The 19,859-nt window shown below is 62.2% G+C and carries 17 protein-coding genes; 4 read left to right on the forward strand and 13 right to left on the reverse strand.

Annotated elements, in window-relative coordinates; translation table 11 throughout:
* Window positions 1-69 precede the first annotated feature (69 nt).
* From accD to leuC, 11 genes are all read right to left on the reverse strand, one after another.
* Window positions 70-942, reverse strand: a complete 873-nt coding sequence (accD, locus tag AC1Q6X_RS02315) for an acetyl-CoA carboxylase, carboxyltransferase subunit beta (protein WP_010400390.1) — start codon at window positions 940-942, stop codon at window positions 70-72.
* A 197-nt stretch (window positions 943-1,139) separates the two neighbouring features.
* The gene (gene trpA / locus AC1Q6X_RS02320) at window positions 1,140-1,937 is read right to left on the reverse strand and encodes a tryptophan synthase subunit alpha (RefSeq protein ID WP_492494816.1); all 798 of its coding nucleotides are present in this window, start codon (window positions 1,935-1,937) and stop codon (window positions 1,140-1,142) included.
* Between the two features lie 88 nt (window positions 1,938-2,025).
* Entirely contained in the window at window positions 2,026-3,276 is a 1,251-nt protein-coding gene (trpB, locus tag AC1Q6X_RS02325) for a tryptophan synthase subunit beta (protein ID WP_121670171.1), read from the reverse strand.
* Window positions 3,269-3,952 (reverse strand): phosphoribosylanthranilate isomerase, encoded by a 684-nt coding sequence (locus tag AC1Q6X_RS02330; protein ID WP_492417672.1) that lies wholly within the window; start codon window positions 3,950-3,952, stop codon window positions 3,269-3,271. The genes trpB and AC1Q6X_RS02330 overlap by 8 nt, the downstream gene beginning before the upstream one ends.
* A 22-nt stretch (window positions 3,953-3,974) precedes the next feature.
* On the reverse strand, window positions 3,975-4,778 hold the full coding sequence (gene truA, locus AC1Q6X_RS02335; RefSeq protein WP_492417674.1) for a tRNA pseudouridine(38-40) synthase TruA: 804 nt from the start codon (window positions 4,776-4,778) through the stop codon (window positions 3,975-3,977).
* Between the two features lie 381 nt (window positions 4,779-5,159).
* Window positions 5,160-7,646: a motility hub landmark protein FimV gene (locus tag AC1Q6X_RS02340; protein ID WP_492494819.1), complete on the reverse strand. Its 2,487-nt coding sequence runs from the start codon at window positions 7,644-7,646 to the stop codon at window positions 5,160-5,162.
* A gap of 255 nt (window positions 7,647-7,901) precedes the next feature.
* The gene (gene asd / locus AC1Q6X_RS02345; protein ID WP_071650193.1) at window positions 7,902-9,029 is read right to left on the reverse strand and encodes an aspartate-semialdehyde dehydrogenase; all 1,128 of its coding nucleotides are present in this window, start codon (window positions 9,027-9,029) and stop codon (window positions 7,902-7,904) included.
* 45 nt (window positions 9,030-9,074) lie between these two features.
* Window positions 9,075-10,145, reverse strand: a complete 1,071-nt coding sequence (gene leuB / locus AC1Q6X_RS02350) for a 3-isopropylmalate dehydrogenase (protein WP_070221124.1) — start codon at window positions 10,143-10,145, stop codon at window positions 9,075-9,077.
* Between the two features lie 11 nt (window positions 10,146-10,156).
* Window positions 10,157-10,804 (reverse strand): 3-isopropylmalate dehydratase small subunit, encoded by a 648-nt coding sequence (gene leuD / locus AC1Q6X_RS02355; RefSeq protein WP_492494822.1) that lies wholly within the window; start codon window positions 10,802-10,804, stop codon window positions 10,157-10,159.
* Window positions 10,805-10,855: 51 nt separating this feature from the next.
* A complete protein-coding gene (locus tag AC1Q6X_RS02360) occupies window positions 10,856-10,978 on the reverse strand; it encodes an entericidin A/B family lipoprotein (protein ID WP_010400408.1) in 123 nt (40 codons plus the stop codon).
* Between the two features lie 94 nt (window positions 10,979-11,072).
* On the reverse strand, window positions 11,073-12,476 hold the full coding sequence (leuC, locus tag AC1Q6X_RS02365) for a 3-isopropylmalate dehydratase large subunit (protein WP_070221120.1): 1,404 nt from the start codon (window positions 12,474-12,476) through the stop codon (window positions 11,073-11,075).
* A 312-nt stretch (window positions 12,477-12,788) separates the two neighbouring features.
* Between leuC and AC1Q6X_RS02370 the strand changes: the two genes are divergently transcribed.
* Complete coding sequence (locus tag AC1Q6X_RS02370) at window positions 12,789-13,925, forward strand: S41 family peptidase (RefSeq protein ID WP_492494825.1); 1,137 nt, start codon at window positions 12,789-12,791, stop codon at window positions 13,923-13,925.
* A 64-nt stretch (window positions 13,926-13,989) separates the two neighbouring features.
* Here AC1Q6X_RS02370 and AC1Q6X_RS02375 read toward each other — a convergent pair whose 3' ends face one another.
* Complete coding sequence (locus AC1Q6X_RS02375; protein ID WP_070221116.1) at window positions 13,990-15,885, reverse strand: chemotaxis protein CheA; 1,896 nt, start codon at window positions 15,883-15,885, stop codon at window positions 13,990-13,992.
* Window positions 15,885-16,739 carry a protein phosphatase CheZ gene (locus AC1Q6X_RS02380; protein WP_121670176.1) on the reverse strand — a complete coding sequence of 285 codons (855 nt, stop codon included), beginning with the start codon at window positions 16,737-16,739 and terminating at the stop codon, window positions 15,885-15,887. Before AC1Q6X_RS02380 ends, AC1Q6X_RS02375 begins: the two co-directional genes overlap by 1 nt.
* Before the next feature lie 466 nt (window positions 16,740-17,205).
* Here AC1Q6X_RS02380 and AC1Q6X_RS02385 point away from each other — a divergent pair, with 466 nt between their 5' ends.
* The 3 genes from AC1Q6X_RS02385 to AC1Q6X_RS02395 all read left to right on the forward strand — a co-directional run bounded on the left by AC1Q6X_RS02385 (window position 17,206) and on the right by AC1Q6X_RS02395 (window position 19,615).
* Window positions 17,206-17,673 (forward strand): universal stress protein, encoded by a 468-nt coding sequence (locus tag AC1Q6X_RS02385; RefSeq protein WP_070221114.1) that lies wholly within the window; start codon window positions 17,206-17,208, stop codon window positions 17,671-17,673.
* A gap of 154 nt (window positions 17,674-17,827) precedes the next feature.
* Window positions 17,828-18,472: a response regulator gene (locus tag AC1Q6X_RS02390; protein WP_070221113.1), complete on the forward strand. Its 645-nt coding sequence runs from the start codon at window positions 17,828-17,830 to the stop codon at window positions 18,470-18,472.
* 336 nt (window positions 18,473-18,808) lie between these two features.
* Complete coding sequence (locus AC1Q6X_RS02395) at window positions 18,809-19,615, forward strand: Crp/Fnr family transcriptional regulator (protein ID WP_070221155.1); 807 nt, start codon at window positions 18,809-18,811, stop codon at window positions 19,613-19,615.
* Window positions 19,616-19,859: the final 244 nt, after the last annotated feature.

Below are 19,859 nucleotides of genomic sequence, written 5' to 3' on the forward strand. Positions count from 1 at the left end.
GAGATATAACGAGGCAGGACGATGTAGGTCGGGTTAGGCCAAAGGCCGTAACCCGACGCCAGCGGTAAATTAAGCCAGCACTTCCACAGCCTGGTTTTGCAACAAGGCCAGCAGACGGGCGATTTCTTCGCGCATCTTGCGGCGGTCGACGATCATGTCGACGGCGCCCTTGGTGACGAGGAACTCGGCGCGCTGGAAGCCTTCCGGCAGTTTTTCGCGCACGGTGTTTTCAATCACGCGCGGGCCGGCAAAGCCGATCAGCGCTTTCGGTTCAGCAATGACCACGTCGCCCATGAAAGCGAACGAGGCGGACACGCCGCCCATGGTGGGGTCGGTCAGCACGCTGATGAATGGCAATTTCTTTTCCGACAGCTTGGTCAGCATGGCCGTGGTTTTCGCCATCTGCATCAGCGACAGCAAGCCTTCCTGCATGCGCGCGCCACCAGTGGCGGTGATGCAAATGAACGGCACTTTCTGCTCCAGCGCGATCTGCGCGCCGCGCACGAAGCGCTCGCCCACGACCGAGCCCATGGAGCCGCCCATGAATTCGAATTCGAAGCACGCCACGACTACTGGCAGGCTCATGATGGCGCCGCCCATGACGACCATCGCATCCGTCTCGCCAGTCGCTTCCATGGCGGACTTCAGGCGATCCGGGTATTTCTTGCTGTCTTTGAACTTCAGGGTATCGACGGGCAGGATTTCCTGGCCGATTTCATAGCGGCCGCCCGCGTCGAGCAGGCTGTCGAGGCGTTCACGCGCGCGGATGCGCATGTGATGGTCGCATTTCGGGCACACGTGCAAATTCGATTCCAGGTCCGTACGGTACAGCACGGCTTCGCACGACGGGCACTTGACCCACAGGCCTTCCGGCATGGTCTTGCGCGCGGCCGCATCAGAACGCTGGATGCGCGGTGGCAGCAGTTTTTCCAACCAACTCATATTTTCTCCTTGGGCCCTTGTAGGGGTAGCGTCGGTGGACGCCCCCGGCAGACGGTCAACGGTGACGCCCCGCGGGGCGCCACCAAAAATTTTATCTATTGCACAATAACAGGCAAATCAGTGGCCGAAGTGTAGCCGTTTATCGCCGGGCTGTCGAACTTTGCCGCCAACGCATCTTGCGTAAACGGCAAGCTTGCTCAGGCGTCGAGTGCGGCGCGGATGCCTGCCGTAAAGCTGCGCACGGCGTCGACGGCGCCCCCTTCCGGGGCATTTTCAATTTCCTGGATGATGCGGCTGCCGATCACGACGGCATCGGCCACCTTGGCGACGGCCTTGGCCGTGGCGCCATCGCGGATGCCGAAGCCCACGCCGATGGGTAATTTTACATGCTGGCGGATGGCCGCGAGGCGCTCCGCCACCTGTTCCGTATCAATGTTGCCGGCACCCGTGACGCCCTTGAGCGACACGTAATAGCTGAAACCGCCGCCAACCTTGGCCACTTGCGCGATGCGCTCTTCGGTCGAAGTGGGCGCCAGCAGGAAAATCAGGTCGAGGCCCGCTGCGCGCATGGCGGCGCCGAACTCCTCGCACTCTTCCGGCGGATAGTCGACGACGATGGCGCCATCGGCGCCGGCCGCTTGCGCTGCTGCAATGAAGGCGGCGCTGCCGATGCGCTCGATGGGATTGGCATAGCCCATCAGCACCACGGGCGTCGTCTGGTTCGTTTCACGGAACTGGCGCACGTAGCCGAACACGTCGTGGATGCCGACATTGAATTTCAAGGCCCGTTCGCAGGCGCGCTGGATGACGGGGCCTTCGGCCATGGGGTCGGAAAACGGCACGCCCAGCTCCAGAATGTCGGCGCCGCCCTCGACGAGCGCGTGCATCAGCGGCACGGTGGCGTCAGGGCCGGGGTCGCCGGCGGTGATGAAGGTGACCAGGGCGGTCTTGTTATTGGATTTTAATTGGGCAAAGGTGGCGGCGATACGGGACATGGGATGCTTTCGTGTAATTGCTGAGAAATGTCGGCTTACGCGCTGGCGCGCTAAGCCGACCTACGCGTTATTGAGAATTGACAGTTGTTTAACTGAAATTCAATCCCATGCGCTCCGCCACCGTATGCATGTCCTTGTCGCCACGGCCCGACAGGTTGGCCAGTACAATTTGATCTTTCGGCAAGGTGGCCGCCAGCTTGGCCGCGTAGGCCAGCGCGTGCGACGATTCCAGGGCCGGGATGATGCCTTCGATATGGCAACAGTCGTGGAAAGCCTGCAGCGCCTCGTCATCGGTGATCGACACGTATTGCGCGCGGCCCGAATCTTTCAGCCAAGCGTGTTCCGGCCCCACGCCCGGATAGTCGAGGCCGGCCGAGACGGAATGCGTCTCGATGATCTGGCCGTTGTCATCCTGCAGCAGATAGGTGCGGTTGCCGTGCAGCACGCCCGGGAAGCCGGCCGTCAGCGACGCCGAATGCTTGCCCGTGTCCAATCCCTCACCAGCCGCTTCCACGCCGATCAGCTTGACCTCTTTCTGGTCGATATACGGGTAAAAGATGCCCATGGCGTTCGAGCCGCCGCCGATGCAGGCCAGCACGTAGTCGGGCTGGCGGCCCGTCATTTCCGGCATCTGCACCAGACATTCCTCGCCGATCACGGACTGGAAGTCGCGCACCATCATCGGGTAAGGATGGGGGCCGGCCACGGTGCCGATGATATAAAAGGTGTTTTCAATGTTGGTGACCCAATCGCGCATGGCTTCGTTCAGCGCATCCTTGAGTGTCTTCGAACCCGATTCGACGGGCACGACGGTCGCGCCCAGCAATTTCATGCGGTACACGTTCTGCGCCTGGCGCTTGACGTCTTCGCTGCCCATGTAGACCACACATTCGAGGCCGAAGCGGGCGCAGATGGTGGCCGTGGCCACGCCGTGCTGGCCCGCGCCCGTCTCGGCGATGATGCGCGGCTTGCCCATGCGCTTGGCCAGCAGGGCCTGGCCGATCACGTTGTTGATCTTGTGCGCGCCCGTGTGGTTCAAGTCTTCGCGCTTGAAATAGATTTGCGCGCCGCCGGCCATCTCGGACCAGCGCTTGGCGTGGTAGATGGGCGAGGGACGGCCGACGAAGTGTTTCAGCTCGTAGCGGAATTCTTCGAGGAATTCCGGATCGGCGCTGTAGCGCGCATAGGCGTCTTTCAGTTCGGCCAGTGCATGCGTGAGCGTTTCGGCAACGAAGGAGCCGCCGTACGGGCCGAAGTGGCCGCGCAGGTCGGGAAACGGGTAATCGGTAGCGTGGAACAATGCGGCGGCTGCGCCGGGCGAGTTGGTGTGGTCATTCATGGTGGTTTCCTCTGGCAATGATGGCATCGGCATCCCCCACCGCGGCGATGAACGCGCGGACTCGGGATGCGTCCTTGATGCCCTTGGACGCTTCGACACCACTGCTGATGTCGACGGCGTAAGGGCGCACGCGCACCACTGCGTCAGTCGCGTTTTGTACGCTCAAGCCACCACTTAAAACGACCCGAGGCGCGAGTTCTTCTGGAATGAGGGACCAATCGAATACCTTTCCTGCACCGCCGTAGGCATCCACATAGGTATCGAGCAAGAGGCTCGAGAACAAGGGGCTGGCGGCGCGATAGCGCTGTTCGTATTCTAGCAAATCTTCAAAGCGGGTGTCGGGTTTGACGCGGAACACTTGCGTAAACGGCGTATTCACGGCACCGGCGAGCGCCGCGCTGTGCTCAGGCGTCTCGTCGCCATGAAATTGCAGCAGAGATAAAGGCGCCACGGCCCTGGTGGCCCGCACCTCGTCCACCGTGGCATTGACGAACAGGCCCACCGTCGTCACGTAGGGCGGCATGGCGGCGATCAGGCTGGCGGCCTGCCCGGGCGTCACGTAACGGGGGCTTTTCGGATAAAACACGAAACCGATGGCGTCGGCGCCCGCCGCCACGACAGCCTGGATGTCTTCGACGCGGGTCAGGCCGCAGATCTTGATGCGTGTGCGTGGCATGGCTATCCTTTATTGATGCAGATCAAAACCAGGGCAAGGCGCTGCTGCTGTCTTGCGGCAAGGCCCATTTCGGATCGTAATCGATCTGTGCCAGGTACAGGCCGTCCGGCATGAAGGTGGGCGCCGCCGCGTGGCGGTCCTTACTTTCCAGCAAATGCCCGAGCCACTCCGGCTTTTCTCGTCCCGTGCCGATGTAGACGAGCGAACCGACCAGGTTGCGCACCATGTGGTGCAGGAAGGCATTGGCCGTAATCGTAAAAATCACGCAATCGCCGCGCCGCTCGATACGGATGTCATGCATCAGCTTGACGGGCGACTTGGCCTGGCATTGCGCGGCGCGAAACGCCGTGAAATCGTGCCAGCCCAAGAGCGGCTGCACGGCCTGGCGCATTAGTTCCACGTCCAGCGGACGGAAAAAGAAACCGGCGCGCCCCTCCACCAGCGGCGAACGGGTGGCGTTGTTGTACAACACATAATGATAGGTGCGCGCGCGGGCGCTGAACCGGGCGTGGAAGAAGTCATTGACCGTCGGATCGCCATCAAGTTCCTTGGCCCAGCGCACGGCGATCGATTTGGGCAGGAAAGCGTTGACGCCGCGCACCCACGAGTGCACATCGCGGTTCAAATCCGTATCGAAATGCACGACTTGCTCGAGCGCATGCACGCCCGTATCCGTGCGGCCAGCACACGTGGTGGCCAGGCGCACGCGGGCAAACTGCTCCAGCGCGTTTTCCAGCTGGTCCTGCACCGTCTGCCCGTCTTCCTGTTTCTGGTATCCATGCCAGGCCGTGCCGTCATACTGCAGGCCGAGGACGATACGCTTCAATGGCGTTGCTGTCGTAATATTTTGCATCGAAGCATTATACCGGCGCAAAGGCCGCCCCGCCTTCCTGCCACACCAGCGCCTGAGACGGCGTTCAGGGCCAGGCGCATGGTCGAAGACAGTACGAATAGTACGGCGAGGCCGTGCAACGCAGCCATGGACGTCGTATCTGGTGCTGGAAAGCGAACGAGACGGCGTTCAGGGCCAGGCGCATAGTCGAAGACAGTACGAATAATACGGCGAGACCGTGCAACGCAGCCATGGACGTCGTATCTGGTGCTGGAAAGCGAACGAGACGGCGTTCAGGGCCAGGCGCGCGGTCGAAGACAGTACGAATAGTACGGCGAGACCGTGCAACGCAGCCATGAACGTCGTATCAGGTGCTTAGCTCAGCAAAGCTCTCATGGTATTCGCCTTGGCGACCTGCTCTTCGCTGCCACCCTTGATGACCTCATCGATCAGCTCGCGCGCGCCTTCCTTGTCGCCGATTTCCTGGTATGCGATCGCCAGGTCCAGCTTGGTATCCATTTCCATGTGGATAGCCGACAACGGGTCGTCCACGCCCACGCTGGCCGTCTTGCCATCGTTGAGATCCAGGTCGATGCCGGACAGGTCGAATTCCTGTGCGGGCGGTATCGCTTCCGGCAAGCTCGCCGGCGCTTGCGCATCGTCGAACAGGCTATCGAGGGAAGGCTCGGCCGCCGCGACGGGCGCGACGGGCACGGCAGCCGGCGCCACGGGTTCGTCGAGGTCGAAGTGGGCCAGGTCGACATCCTTCAAGGGATCAGGCAATGGCGTCAAACCGGCGCCCACGCCATTGACGGGGCCGGCAGGCGGCTCCAGGTCCAGGCCGAAATCCATGCTGGCGTCATACTGCGCATCGTGCGCGGCAGGGACCGGCTTGCTGTCCGGCCCCGGCATGACGATCGGCTCGCTGGTGGAAACAGGTTCGAAATCGAGGCTGTCGAGGTCAAAGTCGAGGGGCGCGCGCGCATCGCGGGCCGTCACGGAGGAGACCGGCTCGGCCGGCGCCAGGTCGGCCAGCGGCGCGGGCGGCTCGTCGGGCAAGTCCATGCTCTGGCCATGCACGTCGTCGCCGGCCGCCTTGCTCAGGCTGACCACGGCGTCGTCTTCCGTATCGCCATACAGGGGATTGGTGGGATCGAGCGCCAGTCCCAGCGCGGCCGCCTGCGGCCACTCCTCGCCCTGGCCACGCGTCAGACTGTAGAGCTCGCTGGCCTGGTCTTCAAACGCGCGCACGTCGTTGCGGGCCGAATAGATTTCCAGCAGCTTCAGGCGGGCCGCATGGCGCTCCGGGTGGATGCGCAAGGCTTCCTTGAGGATGTCTTCCGCCTGACCATCGCGGCCGTAAGCGATATACACGTCCGCTTCGGCGACGGGGTCCGTTTCATTCGCATCGAGCATGCTGGCGCCCGCCGCGGCGGCCACGCCGGCAGCGGCCGCGCCCGTACCGAACAGGTGATTGCTCGCTTCGGACTGCTGGTCTTCCGGCGCCAGGCCGGACGGCGGCGTCACGGGCGCTTCCGGTTCCGGCTCGACCACGGGGGCGATATCGCCCTGGGCTGGCGGCGGCGTCTGCTTGCGGCGCCGCGCGACCACCAGTGCGGCCACGGCCGCCAGCAGCGCGGCGATGCCGATGCCGATGGCGCCCAGGTGGTCATTGATCTTGTCGGTAATCGTCGGCTCCAGCGGCGATGGCTTTTTCACCAGCGGCACCGGTTTGACCTTCGGTGCGGCAGGCTGAGGTGCGGGCGGCTGCGCCTCGGCCGGCGCGCTGGCGGGTGCGCTGGCAGCGGCCTCGGCCGGTTTGGCGGGCGCCGGGGCGCTCTTGTCGGCCATGGCCTTGCTCTTGACCGCCATCAACTTTTCCAGGTCGCTGACGTTCTTTTCCAGCTCCTTGACGCGGGCAGCGGCTTCATCGACCTGTTTCGCCTTGGCGATCTTGTCTTCCTCGCTGGCGACGGCGCTCTTGCCGGCCGACTTGGCCGCCGGCTCCGCCTTCGACAGTTTCAGCTTGTCTTGCGACTCGCTCACGGCCGTCGGCTTTTCCTGCACCTTGGTCGCACCGATCTTGCCGGCCGTGCTTTGCGTCGCTTGCGCGGCCTTGGCCGGCTTGCTTTGCGACACCTGACCTGCCAGCTTGTTGCGGTAGGCCTCGAAATCGATGGCGTGCGCCGTCACGATGCCCTTCGCTTCAGCCGCACCGGTAGCGCGCACGGCGTCCGCGCCAGGCACGGCCAGGATGCGCCCGGCCTGCATGCGGTTCATGTTCTCGCCCTTGAAGGCGTCGGGATTGGCGCGGTACAGGGCGACGAGCATCATGTCGAGCGACACGCCCGAAGGCTTCAGTTCGCTGGCGATGCGGCTCAGGGTGTCGCCCGTCTTGACCTTGTATTCCCCGGCCGGCTTTTTCGCCGCAGCTGGCGCAGCATCGGCCGCCGCCTTGCCTTTGCCCGGTTCGGCCGGCGCCGTCACTTGCGCGCCGCGCGTCTGGCGCGCTTCCGGCGTGTCGAGCACGAACGCATATTCGCGCACCTGGCGACCGCTCTTGCCGCTCAGTTCCAGCAAGAGATCCACCATGGGCTCGGCCACCGGTTGCGCCGAGCTGATGCGGATGAAGGGCTTGCCATTGCGGTTTTCCACGGCAAACGTCAAGGCGTTCAATGCGGGATTGAATTCCACGTTGGCCTGGCGATAGGCCTCCGGCGGCGCCAGCTTGGCCAGCAGGCTGGCTGCCTCGCCTGGCTTGATGGCCGATAATTCGACCTCGGCGCGCAGCGGCTGGCCGGCGGCGGACAGCACCGTGATCTTGCCCAGCTCGGCTGCGGATGCCGCCGGTGACAATAACACCGCACAGGCGACAGCGCTGCTGAGTGTTTTAATGGCAAGGGAGGCGACCCGGGGACGAGTGTGTACAGGCATAGTTGGCGGCATCTTAGTTGACATGGGAAAACAGTTACTTTTCCAGAGGTATCAACATATCATCATGCCCAGAGCTATGCAAGCTCCGCATGGTTGAGCCTTGACGGGCTCAGGGCGAAAAAAAAGCCGGGAAAACAGCCCCGGCTTGATCCGCATCAGCAATTAATTGCTGATTTATTGCTGTTACGCATCCAGCAGAATACGCAGCATGCGGCGCAGCGGCTCGGCCGCGCCCCACAGCAACTGGTCGCCCACGGTGAACGCGGACAGGTATTCGCCGCCCATGCTCATCTTGCGCACGCGGCCGACGGGAATCGTCAGGCTGCCCGTGACGGCTGCCGGCGACAGGTCGCGCACGGACGCTTCGCGCGTGTTCGGCACGAATTTCACCCATTGATTGTTGCTGGCGATGATGTCGTTGATTTCATCGAGCGGCACGTCTTTCTTCAGCTTGATGGTCAGCGCCTGCGAATGGCAGCGCATGGCGCCGATGCGCACGCACAGGCCGTCGACGGGAATTTCCTTGGTGCCGAAATCGATGCCGCGGCCGAGGATCTTGTTCGTTTCCGCGCCCGCCTTCCATTCTTCCTTGGACTGGCCGTTGCCCAGGTCCTTGTCGATCCACGGGATCAGGTTGCCGGCCAGCGGCGCGCCGAACTGCTTGATTTCATCCGGGGAATAGCCGTGCTGGGTGGCCAGCACCTGGCGGTCGATTTCCAGGATGGCGGACGCCGGGTTTTCCAGCAGCGCCTTGACGGAGCTGTTGATGGTGCCAAATTGCGTCAGCAGTTCGCGCATGTGCTGCGCGCCGCCGCCCGAGGCCGCCTGGTACGTCATCGACGTCATCCAGTCGATCAGGTCGTGCTGGAACAGGCCGCCCAGGCCCATCATCATGCACGACACGGTGCAATTGCCGCCGATGTAGTTCTTGACGCCCTTGCCCAGCGCATCCTTGATGACGTGCAGGTTGACGGGGTCGAGCACGATGACGGCGTCTTTTTCCATGCGCAAGGTCGAGGCCGCATCGATCCAGTAACCGTTCCAGCCCGCTGCGCGCAGCTGCGGGAAGACGGCGCTCGTGTAGTCGCCGCCCTGGCAGGAAATGATGATGTCGCACTTGGACAGTTCGGCGATGTTGTTGGCATCCTTGAGGATGGTTTCATTCTTCGCCATGGCCGGCGCCGCGCCGCCCGTGTTCGAGGTGGTGAAAAACACCGGTTCAATGTGGGCGAAATCGCCCTCTTCCTGCATGCGCTGCATCAGGACCGAACCGACCATACCGCGCCAACCTACCAAGCCAACTAATTTCATTACCATTCCTCAAGATGAGACGGCGACTGCCATCATTGAAATATTTTATCCTAATGCACGCACTACGGCATCACCCATGGCCTCGGTACCGACCAAAGTCGTGCCCGCTTCGTGGATGTCGGCCGTGCGCAGCCCCTGCGCCAGCACCTGCTTGACGGCGCCTTCGATGCGGTTTGCCTGCTCTTCGCGGTTCAGCGAATAGCGCAGCATCATGGCGGCCGACAGGATCGTCGCCAGCGGATTGGCGATGCCCTTGCCCGCGATATCGGGCGCCGAACCATGCGACGGCTCGTACAAGCCCTTGTTGTTGGCATCGAGCGAAGCGGACGGCAACATGCCGATCGAGCCCGTCAGCATGGCGGCCGCGTCCGACAAGATATCGCCGAACATGTTGCCAGTCACCATGACATCGAATTTCTTCGGCGCCCGCACCAGCTGCATGGCCGCGTTATCGACATACATATGATCGAGCGCCACGTCCGGGTATTCCTTGTGCACATCGGTGACGATATCTTTCCAGAACTGGAAGGTTTCCAGCACGTTCGCCTTGTCCACGCTGGTGAGGCGCTTGTCGCGCTTTTGCGCGGCCTGAAATGCCACGTGGGCGATGCGGCGGATTTCGCCTTCCGCATAGCGCATGGTGTCGAAGCCTTCCCGCTGGCCCTTGAACGGACCGTCCGGGCACTCGCGCACGCCGCGGGGCTGGCCGAAATAAATATCGCCCGTCAATTCGCGGATGATCAGGATATCCAAGCCCGAGACCACTTCCGGCTTCAGGGTCGAGGCGCCCGCCAGTTCCGGATACAAGATGGCCGGACGCAGGTTGGCGAACAGGCCCAGGTTCTTGCGCAAGCCCAGAATCGCCTGTTCCGGGCGGAACTGGCGCTCGAGGTTGTCGTATTGGTAGTCGCCCACGGCGCCGAACAGCACGGCATCGGCCGCTTTCGCCAGGGCCAGCGTGCCTTCCGGCAAAGGGTGGCCATGGGCCGCGTAGCCGGCGCCGCCCACGGGCGCCGTTTCCAGCTCAAACGATTCGCCCAGCACATTCAAGACCTTGACGGCTTGCGCGACGATTTCAGGACCGATGCCGTCGCCGGGTAAGATTGCAATTTTCATATTTTAATCGTTTAAATGACGTTGGCCAGCCAGGGCTGAGCAGAAAGATGGCGTTCTTCGAAGGCGCGGATGTCGGCGGCGTGGCGCAGGGTCAGGCCGATATCGTCGAGCCCATTCATCAGGCAATATTTGCGGAAGGCATCGATCTCGAACGGGTACGAGACGGAACCGTTGCTGGTGCGCACGCATTGCTGCTCCAGGTCCACCACCAGCTTGAAGCCGGGGAAAGCCTTGACTTCATTGAACAGGTGCTCGACCTGGCTTTCCGACAGCACGATGGGCAGCAAGCCGTTCTTGTAGCAGTTGTTGAAGAAGATGTCGGCAAACGAGGGCGCGATGATGGCGCGGAAGCCATATTGATCGAGCGCCCACGGCGCGTGTTCGCGCGAGGAGCCGCAGCCGAAGTTCTTGCGCGTGAGTAAGATCGAGGCGCCCTGGTAGCGCGGCTCGTTGAGCACGAACTCGGGGTTCAGCGGGCGGCGGCTGTTGTCCTGGCCCGGTTCGCCATGGTCGAGATAGCGCCATTCGTCGAACAGGTTGGGGCCGAAGCCGCTGCGGTGGATCGATTTCAGAAATTGCTTCGGAATAATCGCGTCGGTGTCGACGTTGGCGCGGTCCAGCGGGGCTACCAGGCCTTCGTAAATCGTAAATTTATCCATGCTGTTTCTACTCGGTAAGACGCGCGGCGCGGGGCGCCGCCACGTCACGGTTTATTTTCCGCCGGCGCCAGTGACGACCTGGCCGACTTTCTGCACATCGCGGCCGATGCCCGAGACGGTGTTGCAGCCGGACAAGATGACGGTGGCGATGAGGAGGGCGAAGAGTTTTTTCATGATGATTTCAGTCTATGTGCTAATGGTTGCAAATCCCGTTAGTGTAAACCACCGGCAAATGCTGGGGTCAGACCCAACGGGTCTGACCCCAAATTCATCGCAATCCCCGCACGTCGACAAAGTGGCCGGCGATGCCCGCCGCCGCCGCCATCGCGGGCGACACCAGGTGGGTACGACCGCCCTGCCCTTGCCGGCCTTCGAAGTTGCGGTTCGAGGTCGAGGCGCAGCGTTCGCCCGGTTCCAGACGGTCCGCATTCATGGCCAGGCACATGGAACAGCCCGGCTCGCGCCACTCGAAGCCGGCATCCTTGAAGATGCGGTCGAGTCCTTCGCGCTCGGCCTGATCTTTCACCAGGCCGGAACCGGGCACGACCAGCGCCAGGGTGACGTTCGAGGCGCGGTACTTGCCGCGTACCACGGCGGCGGCCGCGCGCAGATCCTCGATGCGCGAATTGGTGCAGGAACCGATAAAGACCTTGTCGATACGGATGTCCGAGATCGGCGTGTTCGGCTTCAGCGCCATGTAGACGAGCGCCTTTTCGATGGCGTCGCGCTTGACGCTGTCTTTCTCATTGTCCGGATCCGGTACGCGGCCATCGATGCCGACCACCATCTCGGGCGAGGTGCCCCACGTCACTTGCGGTTCGATCTCTTGCGCGTTGAGCGTGACGACCAAGTCGAAACGGGCGCCCGGGTCCGAATGCAGCGTGCGCCAGTAGGCCACGGCGCGTTCCCAGTGCGGACCGGCCGGCGAAAACGGACGGCCCTTGACGTAATTGATGGTGGTGTCGTCCACGCCGATGATGCCGGCGCGCGCACCCGCCTCGATGGCCATGTTGCACACCGTCATGCGGCCTTCCATCGACAAGGCGCGGATGGCCGAGCCGCCGAACTCGATACAGTAACCGGTGCCGCCGGCCGTGCCGATCTTGCCGATGATGGCCAGCACGATATCTTTCGCCGTCACGCCGGCCGGCAGAGCGCCGTCGACCTGCACCAGCATGGACTTGGATTTCTTTTGCAGCAAGGTTTGCGTGGCCAGCACGTGTTCCACTTCCGACGTGCCGATGCCGTGCGCCAGCGCGCCGAACGCGCCATGCGTGGACGTGTGCGAATCGCCGCAGACCACCGTCATGCCGGGCAGGGTCGCGCCCTGTTCGGGGCCGATCACGTGCACGATACCTTGGCGCTTGTCGTTCATGTTGAAGTAGGTCAAGCCGTAGTGCTTGGCGTTCTTGTCCAAGGTTTCCACCTGCAGGCGCGAGACGGGATCGGCAATGCCGTCGACCCGGCTGGTGGTGGGCACGTTATGGTCGGCCACGGCCAGGTTGGCGGAAATGCGCCACGGCTGGCGGCCCGCCACGCTGAGGCCATCGAAGGCTTGCGGGCTGGTGACTTCGTGCAGCAAGTGCCGGTCGATGTACAAAATTGTCGTGCCATCATCTTCGGCCCGAACAACGTGGGATTCCCAGAGTTTGTCGTAAAGCGTCTTCATCATGATTTATGCAGCGTTGCCACAGCCTGTAGTAAGTGATCAAGTGATACCAGGTCATACGGTGATCCACAAGGATTATGCCATATATTGCGCGACACAGAACCGAAACAGGCAAAAGCGTGGGATTGGCGATACAAAGTTTGGCCGCATTGTTGGATATGAGCTGGAAATTGCCGATATCGGCATATCGGCGACATGACGACCCCATCTGCGGGCAGGCCGCCGAACGAGCCACGGCGCGGCCAGAAATCGATACTTTTTCTTTAATCTTTCGTGTATTGTATTTCGATAACAATTTCAGGAAAGACTGCATTGATGAGACTGTGTTCTGTTGCCGCCACGCTCCTGACTACTTTGACAGTCAGCCATACGCAAGCGGCCACGCCGGGCGAGACCTGCCTGCAGGACTTGCGCGTCCTTCCCGCCTTTTTGCTGGAAAACGATACTGGCGCGCGCCAGCATCTGGCACAAAAAGGTCAAGCGTATTTCGATCAGGCATTGGCCAGCGCCAGCACCGCGGCGGCCAAGGTGAACGGTGAGGCTGCCTGCAATACGGTACTGTCCGGTTACCTGAGCCAGTGGCGCAAAGGCCACCTGCAGATCATGCCGACCGGTGCGCTGAAACATGAGACACCAGCTGCAGCGCCATCCTCAACCGCCGCGCCAACGGCCACCATCGATGACAGAGCGCCATCGCTGCAGCTGCTGTCGCCGCACACGGCGCTGTTGACCTTACCGAGTTTTTTCCCCGGATACGCCGGGCTCATCAATGATTTACTGGAAAGCAAGCGCGACGAACTGGCCAGCCGTCGAAACTGGATTATCGATGTGCGGCGCAACAACGGCGGCAGCGACAGCACATATGCGCCCTTGCTGCCATGGCTAGCTTCAGGCGAGAGCGTCAATATCGGTGGTGAATGGCTGTCCACGCCGGCCAATATCGCCAGCCAGGAAAACATCTGCGCGCTGTACGCTCCCGGCGACGCCACCTGCACGAAATATATGGCACTGGCCGTCACCCGCATGCGCAGCGTGCAGCCCGGCCAGTTCGTGGCGCAAAGCACCAACGGGCCTGTCAGCTATGCGAGTGTGTCTGGCCAGGCAGTACAGCCGTCCAGGGTGGCGGTGCTGGTCGACCGCGATTGCGGCAGTTCCTGCGAACAGTTTCTGCTGGAAGCGCGGCAAAGCTTTCGCGTCAAGCTGATCGGACGCAACAGCGGAGGCGCGCTCGATTATTCGAATCTGCGCATGCACCCTCTGCCCTCGGGACGGCGCCAGCTGGCCTACGCCACCTCGCGCTCGGCCCGCTTGCCATATCTGCAGGTCGATCTCGACGGCATCATGCCCGACATCTACCTGCCGCCGCCGAAGGACGAGGCTGAGCGCGCCCAGGAAATCGTGCGCGTGCAGCGCTGGCTGGAAGGCGGCACCTTACGCCCTAACAACATCTGACACCGCTGGCGCCATAAAAAAAGCCCGCTATGCCTAGCGGGCTTTCTAACGAATGAAGCAAGACTCAGGCAGCTAGACGAACGCTTCCCCGGCAGCCGTCCATCAGGAACGACAAGCCGACTACCAGCACCAGCTCGCCTTCGGCCGAGCGGGCCGTACCGGTGATGCCTTCCACGGTGATGGCCGTCATCGGCTTGATCACCAGGTCGGCCGTGCCATCGACGGCTTCCACGGCGAGAATGTACGGCTGTGGCGCGGCGACGACGATGCCGACGCGTTCGCTGCACGATTCATAGCCCAGGGCACCGGCCAGCGACCGTACGGGCAATGGACGGCCCTGGTCTTTCAGCACGGGCGCGCCACCCACTTCCATGAAGGTTTCCGGCAATTCGACGACGCGCTGCACCACCGCCATCGGCAGCGCCAGCGCGGCGCCCGAGGTCGACACGAGCATGGTCGGCACGATCGACAGTTCGATCGGCAGGCGGATGGCGAACTTCGTGCCCTTGCCCAGCGTCGACTCGATGTGGATGGCGCCGCGGTTTTTCTCCACGGCCGTTTTCACCACGTCCATGCCCACGCCGCGGCCGGAGACGCTGGACGCCACTTCCTTGGTCGAGAAGCCCGGCAGGAACACCAGCTGGAAGCATTCGTCGTTGCTCAATTGCGCGTTTTCGCTGATCAAGCCCTTTTGCTGGGCCTTGCTGCGCAGGAAGACTGGGTCCATGCCCTTGCCGTCATCCTGCAGCACGATCATGACGCTGTTGGCCTCTTGCCAGGCTTTCAGCGAAATATACGACTTGGCGGGCTTGCCGGCGGCCAGGCGCGCTTCCGGCGATTCGACGCCATGGTCGAGCGAGTTGCGCAGCATGTGCACGAGCGGATCGTACAGGCTGTCCACGACGACGCGGTCGACTTCCGTTTCCGCGCCTTCGATGGTCAGCTCGACATCCTTGCCCAGGTCTTTCGCCAGCTCGCGCACCAGGCGCGGGAATTTCTGGAACAGGCGGCCGACAGGCTGCATGCGCGTGGCCAGGGTGGCCCGCTGCAGTTCGGTCGAGTAACGCGAGGCGCGCTCCAGGGTTTCCGCCAGGGTCGCCATCAGGGTAGCGGCCTGGCCTTCGAATTTGAATTGCAGCAAGCGTTCGAGCAGCACGGCGGCCTGGTTGGCGGCCTGCACGGATTCGCCCGCCACTTCCAGCAGCGCGTCGAGCTTGACGGCGTCGACGCGGATGCTGTCTTCCTTGACGGGCGCGGCATGGCGCACTTCCGGACGCTCTTCGCGTCGCTCGGCGCCATCCCAGGCCTTGGCGGCCGGCTTGGCGGCAGCGGCAGCAGCGGCGGGCGCAGCGGCGGCCACGACGGCAGGGGCAGCGGCGACGGCGGACACCGGCGCGGCAGCGACCCGGCTGCCCTCGGGCACGACGGCGTTATACATGCCTTCCCAGTCCAGGCCATCGGCGCCGGCGGTGGAGACGGCGGCGGCAGGCGTGGCGGCAGGCACTTCCGCAACCTCGGCAACGGGCGCGGCCACTTCCGCCACCACGGCGGCGGCAGGCGCAGGCGCGTCCATGCCCTTGCCTTCGATGGCGTTCGTCAGGATGTGTTCCAGCTCTTCCGGCATGGCCGGCAAGCTTTCCGGCGCGGCGCCATTGGCCAGTTCCGTCAGCTGGTCGGCGACGAAACCGGACGCCTGCAGCGCCGCCTCGATGGCGATGGGGGTGACGGGCGCGGCGCCCGTGCGCAAGGCGTCGAACAGGTTTTCCGTCAGGTGACAGGCCGCCACCAGCGCGGGCAAGCCCATGAAGCCGGCACCACCCTTGATCGTGTGGAAGGAACGAAACACCGCATTCAGTGTTTCCTTGTTGTCAGGATCGCGCTCGAGGCGCAACAAGTGCTCTTCAACATTAACCGCAAGATCCATCGCCTCAACGACGAAATCCTTGAGCATATCGTCCATTAGAATCCCAAATCCGCAAGAAGGTCGTCTACATTATCCTGGTCCAGCGCCACCGACGGCACGGACGGGCCCTGCATCAGCGGCACCGGCTTTTGCGCCAGTTTCTCGCGCACCTCGGCCGGCGCGTTGTCGCGCAACAGCTGGGCCAGTTCGTTTTCCACGGTCTTGGTGATGTTGACCACTTTTTTAATCAGCTGGCCCGTGATGTCCTGGAAGTCCTGCGCCATCATGATTTCCAGCAAGCGCGCTTTTTCCGCTTCCGTCGCTTCGGCAACGGCTTGCGCGAACTGGCGCGAGTCGCCGGCCAGGGCCTTGAATTCTTCCAGGCTCAGCTTGCCGTCGAACAGCGCCGTCCAGCGGCCGTCCATGTCCTTGGCTTTCTTCGACAGCACATCCTGCGCCGGCATGCCTTCGTCGAGCGTGTTCAGGACCTTGTTGGCGGCCTGCTCGGTCAGGGTGGCGACGTATTCCAGGCGGTCCTGGGCGTCGACGATCTGCGACGACGCTTCCGTCAGCGCCTTGTCGTAGCCCAGTTCGCGCAGCGAATCGTGCAGCAGGCGCACGATGCCGCCCAGACGCTCGAACATCGGCTTGTCGGACTGGTCGACGGGATCGGCCGCGTCGCCAGACGCCTCGGCGCCGGCCACAGGCAGCGCTTCCGCCTCGGCGGCCACGGGCTCGGCGGCTGCCGGCACGGCGGCGTTGGCCGACACCGAGTCGAACAGCGCGTCGAAATCGTCCTCCGCAATCACGGCGGGAGCGGGCGCGGCGGCAGGCGCGGGCTGAGCCGCGGCCGCACTTTGCGCAGATACTTCATCGAATAATGCGTCGAAATCATCAGCGGCGTTGGTCATATCCCTGCTTCTCCATAATTTGTCAAAATTCCGCCTGAACTGTGCGTTTTACAGACTGATACCCACAATTTCTCGATTAAGATGATTTGAGGCAATACCGCTGCGATGGTGCGAGTGTAGCAGGGCGCCGCCCTGTTGGTAAATCTCAAAACGCGCTTCCTGGTGCAAAGCTGGCCTACAAGAGCTTTTCCACAAGGAAATATGTGTTCCAGCTGTTGTATTTTGAAATACTACCATTGGCGTGCGTGCAAGACCACGCACAGCAGAAGAAATCCTGCTTCCGGGCGTCTGCGCAACAGCGCCACATGGACATCGTTGCAGCTACACACGATCTTTCTGCCAATGTTGTCTATACTGAAGGTGCAGTTGTATTGATAATTATCAAGTCTTTGCATGAATACAATGCTGCCGCCGCGTCTACAATAAGAGGCGTTGCGCGCGCTCAGTCACCGCCAAAGGACCTGCCATGTATAAGAAAATTCTGATCGCCACGGATGGCTCCACCGTCTCCAACCTGACGGCCTGCGCCGGCGTTGCTTTTGCCGAACAGATGCACGCCGACATCCTTGCCTTGTATGTGGCGCCCGAATACCAGTACCCGGTGTACATCGAAATCATTCCGCCAAGCTATCCCAGCGAGGAGGAGTACCGCATCGCCATGCGCAAGGCCGGCGCCGACCATTGGCAGCCCATCCTCGACGCGGCCGCCAAGCGCGGCCTGGAAGCGACGGGCCTGACGGCCTTTTCCGACAGCCCGGCCCTGAAGATCGTGGAAGTGGCGCAATTGCAGCATTGCGATCTGATTTTCATGGGTTCGCATGGCCGCAGCGGCTGGGGGCAATTGCTGTTGGGCAGTGTGACCAATAAAGTGCTGTCGCACTCGAAATTGCCCGTGCTCGTGCATAGGCTGATCAAGGAACCCCCGTCCGAATAAGAGGTCACATGACCACCGGGGCCGCCGTTGCCGGCATATGCAGAAAAAGGCATAATGCGGCCGCCTCAGTTAAAATGACAACGTTTCTCGTTTCTCAACATTTGATTGTCCGGTGACGGACAGAGCAGATTTCACGCATCCAGATTGCCCGCCTATGATACGTATTGTAATTGCCGACGACCACACCATCATGCGAGAAGGCTTGAAGCGCATCCTTGACGGCGCGCCGGATATCGATATCGTGGGCGAAGCCATCGACGGCTTTGAAGTACTCAATCAGGTGCGCCAGGGCGGCTTCGACCTGCTGCTGCTCGACCTGTCAATGCCGGGCCGCAGCGGCGTCGACCTGATCCGGCAAATCCGCAGCGAGGCGCCCAAGCTGGCCATCCTGATCCTCACCATGCACGAGGAAGAACAATATGCGGTGCGCGCCATCCGCGCCGGCGCACAAGGCTATCTAACCAAGGAAAGCGCTGGTACCCAGCTCGTGGGCGCCATTCACAAGGTGGCGTCGGGACGCCCCTACATCAGCGCCGAGGTGGCCGAGCAGCTCGTGCTCAACATCATGATGCCGAATGAAAGCTTGCTGCACAAACAGTTATCGGACCGCGAGTTCGAAGTCTTTTCCCTGCTGGTGGCGGGCAAGTCGATCACGGAAATCGCCAACAACCTGCACCTGAGCGTGAAGACGGTGAGTACGCACAAGACGCGCATCATGCAAAAAATGGGCATGAGTTCGCTGTCCGAAATGGTGCAGTACGCCGTGGCGCACCGCCTGCTCTCCCCCTTCAAGACGTAAGCCCGGCGGCGCGCGCCCGCGCGTCGACCGTAGGAACAATCCTACTCCCCCTACCGTAGCTCCTACTGCCATATTCAGCCACTGCTGATATTAATTGCATATGGTTGTTGGCATACTGAAACCAGTAATCAAGTTGCTGGGAAGTTATTTCATCACACAGCAAGTCGTCAGCGAATTGAGCTTTACCAGCCTGGACGCGCGCCGCCCTTTCCCTGCCCGCCGTCTGCGCACCCTGTCATTCAACTCTGAACTACCTGTCACCAGGAGATGAACATGCTGTCCACGCAAACGCCCGAAACCCGCGCCGCCGCCCCATCGCTGGCCCCCTCTTCCCCGATGGAAGCAGGGCGCCAGCGCCAGGGGCGGCTATGGTCGAACCTGAAGGAAGTATGCGATCTGCTGCATATCTCCAGCGCCTGCACCATCGCCGCCGACGAACTGCTGTTCCAGCACGTGCAATTCAAGACGGGCCAGCGCGTGCATACCATCGGCCAACCGTTCGACACCTTGTACATCGTCAATTCGGGCTTCCTGAAAACCGTGCTCATCGACGAATTCGGCAATGAACAGGTACTGAGCTTTCCCATGAAGGGCGACATGCTGGGCGTCGACGGCATCCACTCGCGCCACTACTCCTCGGAAGCGGTGGCCCTGTCCGACTGCGACCTGATCTTGTTGCCGTTCAAGAAGCTGACGGCGCTGGGACGTGTTCACCTGGAACTGGAAAACGTCATGTACGGCGTGATGAGCCGCGAACTGGTGCGCGAACAGGCGATGATCGGCATGCTGGGCGCCTTGAGCGCCGAAGCCCGCGTGGCGCGCTTCCTCGTCTCGCTGGCCGACCGCTTCGCGCAGATGGGCTATTCGAGCAAGCTGTTCAACCTGCGCATGACGCGCCACGAAATCGGCAGCTACCTGGGCCTGACCCTGGAAACGGTGAGCCGCACTTTGTCCGCCTTCAATGAAATCGGCCTGATCTCGGTTGACCAGCGCACCATCGGCATCAAGGATCCGGACGCCCTGAAAACCCTGCGCCGCCTGCCGCCGTCGCGCTCGCGCGCCAAGCAGCTGGCTGCCGCCAAGCTCAAGGCCGACACCACCGCCGCCGCGGCCGCCTCGGCGCAATTGCTGGCCACGATTTAACGCCATCCCGATTTCTTCCAGCTTGGCACAGGCTTGACCCGACCAAGGCGCGCACCGCCTTGGCGGGTCTTTTTTGCTGCCGCTCCCCTTCCATGCCGCGCCAATGGCCGTCTTCGCGCAGCGCCATGCTCCACGCTGCCATCCCATCGCAAAAAAGCACGGCTTGCGCATAAATAAGCCTTGCTTTTCGGGCCACATTCAACAATAATGCAAATACGAATCATTCTCAACTGAGATAAAGAAA

It is taken from the genome of Janthinobacterium sp. GW823-FHT06H09 (assembly GCF_058794735.1).

Bases quoted from the DNA above. Each gene is read 5' to 3' on its own strand.
- accD (WP_010400390.1), bottom strand. From the start codon at position 942: ATGAGTTGGTTGGAAAAACTGCTGCCACCGCGCATCCAGCGTTCTGAT.
- trpA (WP_492494816.1), bottom strand. From the start codon at position 1,937: ATGTCCCGTATCGCCGCCACCTTTGCCCAATTAAAATCCAATAACAAG.
- trpB (WP_121670171.1), bottom strand. From the start codon at position 3,276: ATGAATGACCACACCAACTCGCCCGGCGCAGCCGCCGCATTGTTCCAC.
- AC1Q6X_RS02330 (WP_492417672.1), bottom strand. From the start codon at position 3,952: ATGCCACGCACACGCATCAAGATCTGCGGCCTGACCCGCGTCGAAGAC.
- asd (WP_071650193.1), bottom strand. From the start codon at position 9,029: ATGAAATTAGTTGGCTTGGTAGGTTGGCGCGGTATGGTCGGTTCGGTC.
- leuB (WP_070221124.1), bottom strand. From the start codon at position 10,145: ATGAAAATTGCAATCTTACCCGGCGACGGCATCGGTCCTGAAATCGTC.
- leuD (WP_492494822.1), bottom strand. From the start codon at position 10,804: ATGGATAAATTTACGATTTACGAAGGCCTGGTAGCCCCGCTGGACCGC.
- AC1Q6X_RS02360 (WP_010400408.1), bottom strand. From the start codon at position 10,978: ATGAAAAAACTCTTCGCCCTCCTCATCGCCACCGTCATCTTGTCCGGC.
- leuC (WP_070221120.1), bottom strand. From the start codon at position 12,476: ATGATGAAGACGCTTTACGACAAACTCTGGGAATCCCACGTTGTTCGG.
- AC1Q6X_RS02370 (WP_492494825.1), top strand. From the start codon at position 12,789: ATGAGACTGTGTTCTGTTGCCGCCACGCTCCTGACTACTTTGACAGTC.
- AC1Q6X_RS02375 (WP_070221116.1), bottom strand. From the start codon at position 15,885: ATGGACGATATGCTCAAGGATTTCGTCGTTGAGGCGATGGATCTTGCG.
- AC1Q6X_RS02380 (WP_121670176.1), bottom strand. From the start codon at position 16,739: ATGACCAACGCCGCTGATGATTTCGACGCATTATTCGATGAAGTATCT.
- AC1Q6X_RS02385 (WP_070221114.1), top strand. From the start codon at position 17,206: ATGTATAAGAAAATTCTGATCGCCACGGATGGCTCCACCGTCTCCAAC.
- AC1Q6X_RS02390 (WP_070221113.1), top strand. From the start codon at position 17,828: ATGATACGTATTGTAATTGCCGACGACCACACCATCATGCGAGAAGGC.
- AC1Q6X_RS02395 (WP_070221155.1), top strand. From the start codon at position 18,809: ATGGAAGCAGGGCGCCAGCGCCAGGGGCGGCTATGGTCGAACCTGAAG.